Raw genomic sequence first — 10765 nt, forward strand, 5'->3', positions numbered from 1 at the left:
GTACTCGGCTATTTGACGGCGATCCGGAAATGCAGGGTCCCGTCGGGATCGATGCCCTGCAGCGCCTGGCTGATCAGCGCGCTGACGTCGATATGTGGCGAGCGGTGCACGGTTTCGGTGAGGACCGGCTGCAGGGCGGGGCCCAATGGCGCCACCCCCGGCCCGATCTTGTTCAGCAGCTCGGTCAGTTGCCCGAGGAACGGAACGAGGCCGTCGCCGGTGTAGTAGTTGTCCACGGGTTGTTTGTTCGACAGCACGGACCCGCCCTCGACGATCTTGATCAACATGGTGCCGAACAGTCCGAGTTGCGGTCCGGCGGTTTCCAGCGAGGGCCCCAGCCAGTCCATGTTCCCGCCGAGGGCCTGCATGTCGGCGAACAGTTGCCGCATGGCGCCGGTACGGCTCAGCAGTGTGGCCGCCAGCAGGTCGGACGAATGCTGCAGCGTGCGCATCGCCTGATCGGTACCCGTCAGCGCGGTGTCGAAGGTGTCGACCAGCCGCGCCACCGCCTCGGGGTGGATCTGGTCGAGCAGCTGTACCGCCCGCGTCGACAGCGCCGTGATGCTCATCGGCAGGCGCACCCGCTCGGTCGACATCGTTTGTCCGTCACGCAGATACGGCCCAGCCGGGCTCGTCGAGGCGAATTCGATGTACGGCTCGCCGAGTGCCGACAGCTGTTCGATATGGATCTCGCTCGTAGCCGGGATGTGATACTTGTCGTCGATCTTCAGCCGGACGAGCACGCCGGAGGCCTGTTTGCGTACCGTCTCCGCCTTGCCGACCGCGACCCCGTCGAACAGCACCGGCGAATTCGGGCCCAGCCCACCGGATTCGGCGAGCCGGAGATCGGCGGTGAAGAAGGACTTGCGCGGATCGAGGTGCAGGACGCCCACCGTCATGTAGACGATGCCGAAGACGAGCACGGCGGCGATCGCCGTGAGCGAGACGATCGATCGAATTCTCATCGCACCGCTCCGATCATCCGCAGCGTGTCGACGATGCGGGAGGTCTGTTCCTCGGGTGTCGTGCCGACGGCCGCGGACGGCGGCACCGCGACGCCGACCAGGTTGATCTTCGGTCCGCGCTCGGCGAACGGAATGATCTGCGATTGCAGCAGATTCGTCAGTGTCGCCATATTCGACGGGGAGCCGGTGTCGAGCGGTGCGCTGCCGAACAACATCGGCACCACCGCGCGCGCGGCGGCCGTGGTCGAATCCAGCACCGGCCCCAGCCATTTCGTCGACGGCGCGAACGGTCCGAGGGCGGTGAGGACGAAGACGACGCCGATCTCGGCGCGGATCACATCGGTGGTGTGCTGCACCCCGCCCGGGGTGAGCAGCGGATCCCACGTCGACGTGTGATTCAGCAGGCCCTCGTCGACCGTGGCCTGAATACCGCTGACCAACTGGTGAATCGAATCGGTATGTGCGGCAAGGTCACCGAGATCCGAACCGAGGACCTCCGAAATCCGCGAGGTCACCGCCGGATTCGGGGGCATGATCCCGTTCACGTTGTGCACGATGTTCTGGATGTCGTGCACCGCGCCGCTGCCGATGAAGGTGGCCAGCTGCGCGAGGATGTCCTCGATGGGAAGTTGCGGGCGGGTGTCGGAGATCGGGATCGTCGCATCCGGGCGGATCTCGCCGGCCGTGGGGTGGGCCGGTTCGGTGAGTGCGATGTGGACGTCGCCGAGCGGAGTCGCCTGCCGCAGTTGGGCGGTGGTGCCGACCGGAAGCCGGACCGAGGTGCGGATCGCGACATCGGCGATCACATAGCCGGTGCGCGCCGGAGCCGTGCCGGTGGCGGGCGCCGGGTCGACGACGGTGATGTGGGTGAGCTGCCCGATCCGCACGCCGTCCGCGATGACCTTGGCGCCTTGCGGCAGATTGAGGACATCGGCGAATTCGATGCGCAGATGGTAGGTCGGTCCGCCGACACCGGTGCCCGGCACCGGGACGTCGGCCGGCTGGAAACCGCAGGCCCCGGCCGATGCCGCGAGGGTGGCGGCGACCAGCGTGTGGGCGCAGATCCGGCGGAGTTTCGCGGAGGGTCGTGTCACTTCGCGCTCACCGCCGACAGGAGGACCGGAAGCGCGGGCACCGTCACCACACCGTTGCCGGCGGTCCCGCACTGTTGCCCCGCGACCGCCCGCAACGCCGCGCAGATCTGGTCGGTTTGCGCCTGCGGCAGAGCCAGTTTCGGTGGCGCGTACCCGATGGTGAATTCGCCGCTGACCGGATCGACCGCGTCGGAGAACCCGGTGGCGAGGGCCGGGGTCATGCGGATGATCTCGGCGAGTGAGCCGACTCCCGACGCGATGAGCTTCGACAGCCCGGGGATGTCGTTCACCGCGCGCAGCGCGGGGGAGCCGAGCTTCATGATCACCTCGTTGAGTTCCGGGAGCAGCCCGGCCAGCGCCGTCACGAGATCGGCCACGGGCGGGAACGCGAGGGTGTTGATATCGGAGAAGGTCTGGGTCAGCCGCGGCACGATGTTCTCCAGGTCCGGCCATCCGTTGCGGGCGCGATGGGCCAGTGCGGCGAGATCGTCCATGAGCTGACCGAGATGTCCGATCGCCGCGTCGGGGGAGGCGAGCGCCCGGCTGAGTTGCCCGATGAGCGCGTTGAGCTGCTCGCCGGTACCGGATGTCGCCCGGTCGAGTGCGTCGAGACCGTCACCGACGGCGGTGCGCTGGGCGGGATCACCGGACGCGTCGAGCTGATCCGAGAGTCTCGCCAGTGCGTCGAAGGTCTCCGACATGCTCTTGGGCGTCAGGGTTTTGGTGATGCATCGGCTCGGATCCCAACCGGCTCCGGCGGGTTCGGCGCCGATGAGCGCCAGAGTGCGATCGGCCAGGATGGTGTGGCTGACCGTCACCGCACCGACGTCCACCGGGAGTTTGCGGTCGGCGCGCACGGTGAAACGCACTGTGGCAGCGCCGTTGTCGGGCTCGATGGCGGTGACCTTGCCGACCTGAACGCCCATGACGGTGACCGCGCTGTCGGTGTAGAGGCCGATGCTGTCGGGCATCCGCGCGCAGTAACTGCGCGTCGCCGGTTCGGATCTGCTCATCGTCACGGCGAATCCCGCGGCCAGGACGAGCACCAGCACCACCGCCGCCGACATCAGGCCGCGCGATCCGAGAATCCTGCTCAGCATCAGCATCCCCCTCCGGGCACCGGAACACAGATGCCGGTGACGGTGGCGGCGGACTGGTCGACGCTCACTCCGCCGCCCGGCTGGACCAGCGGTGTCAGGCGCTGCTCGAAGGTGTGCAGCGAATCGAGCAGGGCGCCCATGCGGTCGCCGAGTTCCCGCAGCTTCGGAATCGCGTCGACGAGCGGCTGCGCCTGTTCGCGTAGCGAGTCGTCCCAGATCCGTCCGAGCGGGACCAGCTTCTGCACCAGCTGGGCCAGGCCGTGCAGCGCCCAGCTGAGCTGTTCCCGATTGTCGGCGACGACGTTCTCGAGTGTGCCGAAGGTCCGCATCAGGGTGACGAGGGTGTCGGAATTCCTGTTCAGCGCCGTCAGATATTCGTCGGTCAGCGCCAGCGTCCGGGATACGTCCGCGTTCTGCCGGTCCATGATGGCGACGATGTCGGCGACCGCCCGGCCGGCGTGCCGGAGCGCGTCGGGACTCTTGTCGATCGAACCGGCCAGTGCGGCGAGATCCCGGCGGATGGCGTCACCGTCGGTCCGCTGCACGGGCTCGACGGCGTCCTGGAAAGCCTGGGTGAGGTTGTACGGCAGAATCACACGCTGGACGGGAATGACGGTGTTGCCCAACGGGTTCGATCCCGCTGGTTGAACGGCCAGATAGTAGCCGCCGACGAGGGTCAGCATTCGCACCGCGAGGGTGGTCTGATCGCCGATGGCGACCCCGTCCTTCACCGTGAACGTCATCCGCACCCGATCGGGAAGCAACCGCAGGGATTTCACCTTGCCGACCGGAATTCCCGCTATCCGGACATCGTCACCCGTGCGGATCGAACCGGCCTCGGCGATATCGGCGGAATATGTTCGCTCGGGCGTGGTTCCGACGACATCGATCACGCCGATCGCCGCCACCAGAACGAGAACCGTGACTATTCCGCTGATGCCCCAGCGCAATTGGGCGCCGCGCTCGTCGCGGCTGGTGAACATCCGGCGCCGGACCGTGCGCAGGGCGGCGGTGACCGACGCGGGGGTGACTACCGATGGCATAGCGTGATCCTCTGTCCGGCGATCAGGACGGCCAGCGGTCCGGGCGCCGGTGCGATCCCGTGCGAGCAGGTCATCGCCGCGTCGGGCCCGGTCTGGGGAATGGTCGTCGTCATGGTCTGGATCAATCCGGGCAGCCGTCCCAGCACATCGGCGGCCTGACGCGGGTTCGGAAGGACGCGATGCAGGAGCGCGTCCAGGTCGCGGTTCTTCTCACCGGTGACGCCCAGGACATCCAGCAGGTCCAGCAGCGGGCGCAACATCGGCGGAATTTCCATTCCGAATTGCACGAGGCCGGGCAATTTGTCGGTGATGGTGACGAACAGTTCGGTCAGATTCGTCATCAATTGCATGGCGTTGCCGGATTTACCGGCCATATGCGCGGAAACCTGGGCGAAATTGTTCACCAGGACCGACAGCACCTGTGCGCGGTCGGACGCGTACCGGCTCAGCATGTCGATGGCGTCGAGCGCCGGCCCGATGCCGTTGCCGTCGCCCTGGACGACGGCGAGCATACTGCTCGCGAACCGATTCAGATCGTCGGGTGACAGCTGTGCCAGCACCGGCTGCAAACCGTTGAACAGGGTGGTGATGTCGAAAGCGGGAACCGTGTGCGCGGTGTCGAAGGCCGCTGTCGCCGGGCGGCGGGGACCCGGGTGATCCGGCTGCTGGATCTCGAGATACCGGAAACCGGTGAGGTTCTGATACCGCACCGCCACCTTGGTCTCGGTGTAGAGCGGATGGCCCCGCGTGACGGTGAAGCGCACGCGGGCCAGCGCTCCGTCCAAGTCGACGCTGCGCACCTTTCCGACCTGCACCCCGTAGAGCCGGACATCGTCGCCGAGCCGCAAGCCGTTCGCATCGGTGAAAATCGCGGTGTAGGTGTCGGTGTCGCCGCTGACCGGCCGCTCGATCAACCGGAACACCCCGACGAGGACGACGGCCATGGCCAGCACGGACACGGCCACTCGAATCCACAACGCGCGGGTCGACATTCAGCGACCTCCCGCACCGGGCTGGTGGGCGAGCAGGGCTGCCAGTGGCGCCGCCAAGCCGGGGACGGTGGTCAGATCCACGCGGGCGTTCAGCACCGGGCCCGAGGGCGAGTCGTGGAAGCCGGCGCCGAGACGGTCGAGCAGTTCACGCAATTCGCTCTCCGAACGCTGCGGGTCGGAGACCGAACCGGCGACCTGGTCGAGCATCGTGACGGCGATCGGCAGGAGCCCGCCGAAATTTCGCTGCGCCGTGTACAGGGTTTCCGTTGCCACCGGCAGCATCTCGTTCTGGACCCGGTTGAACATCTCCGAGAAGCGATCGACGTTCTCCTTCGTCGCGAGCTGCTGATTCGTCAGATCCGCGTGCAACAGTTCGGCCGCGCCGGCGAGCAGTGCCGGCACACCGTGCAGCGCCGAGCCGAATTGGCCCAGTACCAGCGACGGGGGGAGTTCCTGGGTTTCGGTGAACGAGCGCGCGGTCGTGCCGATCGCCTGCAGCAGCGGGGTGAAGGCGCTGATGTCGTGCGAGGTGGTGCGCAGCACCTCGGTGAGTTTCGGGGTCAGCACGTCGTCGGTGAGCCGGCCCGTGGATTCCAGCAGCGCGGCGAGGGTGGCATCGCGCACCCGGTCGGCATCGCGATCGCTCAGGTCCACGGTCGAGCCGTCCCGTAGCCGAGTGCCGCCGCTGTTCGGATTCAGTTGCAGCGCAGTGATTCCGAAGAGATTCCCGGGCGCGTAGTCGACGGTCAGCGCGTCGGTCAGGCCGAACAGCTGGGATCGGCGCAGCGTCAATTCGATGCGCTGCCGGCCGGTTCCGGCCATGGCGACCGAGGCGACCGAGCCGACCCGGACACCGTCGAGCCGGACATCGGTTCCGGCGCCGACGCCCTCGCCGACCTGTGCGGTGACCAGGTCGACGCGCATCTCGTCGGCCGGTCGGCTGTCGGGCAGTAGCCGCCAGCCGACGACGAGCACCGCGGCGAGCGCGACCGCACCGATGCCGAGGATCCGGGCGCGGCGGGGCCCGACCTCGGTGCCGGGCAGGGCATAAGGAGGCATGGAGTCATCCGGTGAACGTGATGGGGGACTGGAATCCCCAGAGGACGATGGTGGTGAGCATGTCGAGCGCGATGATCGAGACGAGGCTGGCCCGGATCGCGCGCCCCGAGCCGATGCCGACGCCCTCCGGGCCGCCGGTCGCGAAAAAGCCTTGGTAACAATGGATCAGGACGACGGCGACCGCGAAGACCATCACCTTGATCGTCGCGGCGATGACGTCCCAGCCCAGCACGAACTGATCGAAATAGTGGTTGTAGGTGCCGGCCGGCGTGCCGTGGATGGTGGTGACGATCAGCGCGCACGACAGATAGCTGAGAATCAGCGCCACCACGAAAGCCGGTGCGACGGCGATGATTCCGGCGATGACGCGGGTGGTCACCACGAACGGCACCGACCGCACGCCGAGCGATTCCAGTGCGTCGATCTCCTCGGAGATGCGCATCGAGCCGATCTCCGCGGTCATCCGGCATCCGGCCTGGGCCGCGAAGCCGACACCCGCCGCGATCGGCGCCAGCTCCCGGGTCACCCCGAACGCGGAGATCAGGCCGCTGAGCTGACCCAGCGACAGCAGGTTGAGCGCACTGAACGCCTCGATGCCGATGGAGGCGCCCATCGCCGCCCCGAGCAGCAACATCAGCGGGACCACGCCGCCGCCGATGATCACCGAACCCCGGCCCCACGTCATGTCGGTGATCACCACGACCGTCTCGCGGCGGTAGTGCATCAGCGTGTACGGCAGCGACGACACCACCTGCCACCCGAATCCGAGCGCGAAGCCGATCGATTCGAACGGCCGCAGCGGATGGGCGCGACGCCCCAGGCGATGCACCCACCGCAGGCCCGCCGGCGCGTACGGGGTCGCGGTCATCAGGCCATCCTCACCGGGAAGAACATGGTGACCACCTGGGTGATCGCGGTATTGAGGACGGTGACCGCGGCGATCGACATGACCACGGCCGCGTTCACGCCGTCGGCGACGCCGCGCGGGCCGCCCCCGGCTTCGAGCCCGCGCTGACAGGCGATGATCACCACCAGGAACCCGAAGATCAGCGCCTTGATCAGCGACACCCAGATATCGAGGGTGGTGGTGAAGGCGCCGAACGACTGCCAGTAACTGCCCGGCGTCACCCCGAGCGCGGCGACCGCGACGGCGAAGCCGGAGGCGATGCCGACCGCGATGATCAGGATGTTGAGCAGCGGAGCGACCAGCATCATCGCCGCGATGCGCGGAACGACGAGACGCTGCACCGGATCGATCCCCATGACCCGCATGGCGTCGACCTCTTCCCGCACGGTTCGCGCGCCGAGATCGGAGGCGATGGCCGCCGAGCCGGCCCCGCCGAGCATCATCGCGGCGGCCATCGGCGCGCCCTGTTTGATCACCCCCAGCCCGCCGGCCGCGCCGATCATCGAATCCGCGCCGAGTTGCGAGACGATATTGCCGACCTGGGTGGAGACGATGACGCCGAACGGAATCGCCATCAGCACACTCGGAATCGCGGTGACCTTGATCAGAAACCATGCCTGGGTGAGGGTTTCGCGCGTCTGAAACCGCATCCGCACCGCATCGCCGAGGCCTACCCGGATCGCATGGGAACCCATCTGCAGCGCCCGGCCGAACGTCGCGAGACTCGACAGCACCGTGTCGGAGAAGTTCCGGCGCAGTACCTGCGCCGCCCTGGGTTCCCGTCCCCCGAGGTGTACATCCAGATCAGTGGTCGACATCGAACCTCCGTCCGCCGAACCATGCGGCAGAACGTACCATATGATCTGGACCACATTCCAGACACCAATCCAGATGGGTGCTCTGATCTGTGGGCGAGACGCGTCACGTGCTCGCGCAACGGGGAAACCGCGTGACGGCCAGGCGGTTTCAGTGCAGGGGCACCCAGCCCGGCCACTGCCGCGGACCTTCGTCGCCGCGGATACAGGCCAGCCGCCAGCGGGCCTGGTGGAGGTGAACGGGGTCGGCGACGGCGGCGCGGACGGCATCCATCGTCATCCGCAACTCGACGATGTCGCGCAGCAGGAAGTATCCCGGCCACCGCAGGACGTCGAGGTGGTAAGCGTTGCAGAACCGGGCGTACTGCGCGCTGGTGATCCAGCCCAGCGAGGCGTAGGCGATCGCGGTCGGTACCAGATCCCATTCCGGCGGGCCGATCGACATGTTCTCCAAGTTCAGCATCAGGACGTCGTGGTCGACGGTGGCGGCGAACTCGCGGCCCCAGGCCTCGCCGTGGATGACACACCACTGCATCCCGCTCGGCAGATCGGCCCACCGCCCGCGCAATTCGGTGAGATGCTCGCGCAGCCAGCGGCGGTCGTCGGCGGTGAACAGCTCGGCGGTGTCGATCAACTCGGCGATTCCGCGAAACGGCTGCAGTTGGCCGAGAGCGAACGTCGTCGGCGGCGCCAGGCTGTGCAATCGCAGCAGCGCCTGGGCCATATCGTCCAGCGCGCCGTGCTGATACAGCGGCGGAACCTGCCAGAAGGTCACCGTCCGGCCCTGGATTTCGAGCGGCTGACGCACGTCGGGCAGGGTGTGCGGCGCGGCGACGCCGGAGGCGGTGAGCCAGCGGGAGACCTCGATCTCCCGGCGCGCCTCGGGCCGATGATCCGGGTGGCTGATGCGCACCACGACCCCGCTGGGCAACCGGTAACCGGTACCCGCGCCGAACCGCACCTCCTGTGCGCCGCCCGCTTCCATGCCGGCACTCAGACATGCGGCGCGCAGAACCGACAGATTTCCGTTTCCAGCCAGCTGTGCGGTCATGCGCATACCCGAGTTCCTGCCGAATCCCTCATCCTTGCCCTCATTGTGAGGGATCGGCGGACCGTGCGACGCGGTTTCACGCAACCTCGTGGTTACCGATCACTGAGGTCGAGATCACGTCCGCGCGGTCGGGGACTGCCTCACATCCCTGTTAGGGTTTCTAACCGGAGATTCACTCCGCTTCCGTCTCGTGGGGAGGAAACCACCCGTGGCGCGCGTCAAATCCCGCCCGCACTACAACGTCGTCTTCGCGGTGCTGCTGCTCGGCATCTCCGCCTACGCACTGCTGCAGTCGATGGTCGTCCCGGTACTGGCCTTGCTGATTCCGGCGCTGCACACCACGCAGAGCACCGCGACCTGGCTGATGACCGGATATCTGCTCTCGGCTTCGGTGGCGACGCCGATTCTCGGGCGGATCGGCGACAAGGTCGGCAAGGAACGCATGCTCGTCGTCACCCTGGTCGCGCTGACGGTCGGCTCGCTGATCGCGGCGCTGACCGAATCGGTCGGGGTGATGATCGTGGCGCGGGTGATCCAGGGCCTGGGCGGTGGCGTGATTCCGTTGGCATTCGGCATCATTCGCGACGAGTTCCCGGCGAAGAAGCTGCACGGCGCGGTGGGGATCGCCTCCTCGCTCATCGCCGTCGGCTCCGGCCTCGGGCTGGTGCTGGCGGGCCCGATCGTCGAACATCTGAACTACCACTGGCTGTTCTGGGTGCCGATGATCATCACCGCGATCGCCGCGGTGGCCGCGATCGTGTTCGTGCCGGAATCACCGGTGCGCAGCCCGGGCAATATCAATTGGGGCGCGGCGATTCTCCTGTCGGCCTGGCTGGTGGCGCTGCTGCTAGCGGTGAGCAAGGGGCCGTCCTGGGGCTGGGGTTCGGCGCTGACGCTGGGCCTGTTCGCGCTGGCCGTGGTGGCGGCGGCCGCCTGGATCGTGGTCGAGCTGAAATCGACCACCCCGCTGATCGATATGCGCACCATGCGGATTCCGGCGGTGTGGACCACGAACCTGGTGGCCGTGCTGACCGGCGCCGGAATGTACGCCATGATGACCTTCCTGCCGCAGCTGCTGCAGACCCCGAAAGCGATTGCGGGATACGGCCTGAGCGCCAGCATCACCCAGTCCGGGCTCTACATGCTGCCGCTGTCGGTGGCGATGTTCGTGATCGGCCTGTCGATCGGGCCGCTGGCGGCGCGCATCGGCCCCAAGGCGATCGTGCTGATCGGCAGCGTCATCACCGTCCCGGCGTTCGTGATGCTCGCCGTCGGGCACGACCACAGCTGGGAGATCTACCTGGCCGGTGCGCTGCTGGGTGTCGGTATCGGGCTGGCCTTCTCGTCGATGCCGGCCATCATCGTCGCCGCGGTGCCGCCCGCCCAGACGGGCGCGGCCACCGGAATGAACGCCAACGTCCGCACCGTCGGCGGTGCGATCGGCAGCGCGGTGTCGGCCGTGCTGCTGACCTCGGGTGCCACCACCGCGCACGGGCTGCCGGCGGATGCCGGGTACTCCCGGGTCTTCTGGTTCCTGGCCGGCGTTTCCGTGCTCGCCGCACTGGCGGCGGTGATCATTCCGTCGGTGCGCGCGCATGCGCCGCAGGCCGTCGCCGCGGAATCGGACGGCAACGCGGAGACGGCGGAGCTCTCGCAGCCGGAACCGGTTGCCGCGCAACACGGTAGCGCGGTGGCCGCCGGGATCGCGGGCGTGTCGGCGCCGCAGGCGGTGGATCTGG

The 10765-nt window shown here is 67.7% G+C and carries 10 protein-coding genes; 1 reads left to right on the forward strand and 9 read right to left on the reverse strand.

Annotated elements, in window-relative coordinates; genetic code table 11:
• Window positions 1-8 precede the first annotated feature (8 nt).
• The 9 genes from NE2_RS20555 to NE2_RS20595 all read right to left on the reverse strand — a co-directional run bounded on the left by NE2_RS20555 (window position 9) and on the right by NE2_RS20595 (window position 9026).
• On the reverse strand, window positions 9-965 hold the full coding sequence (locus tag NE2_RS20555; RefSeq protein WP_063028523.1) for an MlaD family protein: 957 nt from the start codon (window positions 963-965) through the stop codon (window positions 9-11).
• A complete protein-coding gene (locus NE2_RS20560; protein ID WP_233429838.1) occupies window positions 962-2059 on the reverse strand; it encodes an MlaD family protein in 1098 nt (365 codons plus the stop codon). The genes NE2_RS20555 and NE2_RS20560 overlap by 4 nt, the downstream gene beginning before the upstream one ends.
• Window positions 2056-3159, reverse strand: a complete 1104-nt coding sequence (locus NE2_RS20565; protein ID WP_063909443.1) for an MlaD family protein — start codon at window positions 3157-3159, stop codon at window positions 2056-2058. Before NE2_RS20565 ends, NE2_RS20560 begins: the two co-directional genes overlap by 4 nt.
• Window positions 3159-4202, reverse strand: coding sequence for an MlaD family protein (locus tag NE2_RS20570; RefSeq protein ID WP_233429839.1), 1044 nt, complete (start codon window positions 4200-4202; stop codon window positions 3159-3161). Before NE2_RS20570 ends, NE2_RS20565 begins: the two co-directional genes overlap by 1 nt.
• Entirely contained in the window at window positions 4190-5194 is a 1005-nt protein-coding gene (locus tag NE2_RS20575; RefSeq protein WP_063028527.1) for an MlaD family protein, read from the reverse strand. The genes NE2_RS20570 and NE2_RS20575 overlap by 13 nt, the downstream gene beginning before the upstream one ends.
• Window positions 5195-6253 (reverse strand): MlaD family protein, encoded by a 1059-nt coding sequence (locus tag NE2_RS20580; protein WP_063028529.1) that lies wholly within the window; start codon window positions 6251-6253, stop codon window positions 5195-5197. It abuts the gene before it with no gap.
• A 4-nt stretch (window positions 6254-6257) separates the two neighbouring features.
• Complete coding sequence (locus tag NE2_RS20585) at window positions 6258-7121, reverse strand: ABC transporter permease (protein WP_063028531.1); 864 nt, start codon at window positions 7119-7121, stop codon at window positions 6258-6260.
• The gene (locus NE2_RS20590) at window positions 7121-7978 is read right to left on the reverse strand and encodes an MlaE family ABC transporter permease (protein WP_063028565.1); all 858 of its coding nucleotides are present in this window, start codon (window positions 7976-7978) and stop codon (window positions 7121-7123) included. Before NE2_RS20590 ends, NE2_RS20585 begins: the two co-directional genes overlap by 1 nt.
• Window positions 7979-8126: 148 nt before the next feature.
• Window positions 8127-9026 (reverse strand): phosphotransferase family protein, encoded by a 900-nt coding sequence (locus tag NE2_RS20595; protein ID WP_063028567.1) that lies wholly within the window; start codon window positions 9024-9026, stop codon window positions 8127-8129.
• A gap of 208 nt (window positions 9027-9234) precedes the next feature.
• Between NE2_RS20595 and NE2_RS20600 the strand changes: the two genes are divergently transcribed.
• Window positions 9235-10765 (forward strand): MFS transporter (locus NE2_RS20600; RefSeq protein ID WP_063909441.1); only part of this gene is annotated, 1531 nt, incomplete at its 3' end.

Origin of the sequence: Nocardia elegans NBRC 108235 (genome assembly GCF_001612845.1) — a bacterium.
In the GTDB taxonomy this organism is placed as follows: domain Bacteria; phylum Actinomycetota; class Actinomycetes; order Mycobacteriales; family Mycobacteriaceae; genus Nocardia; species Nocardia nova.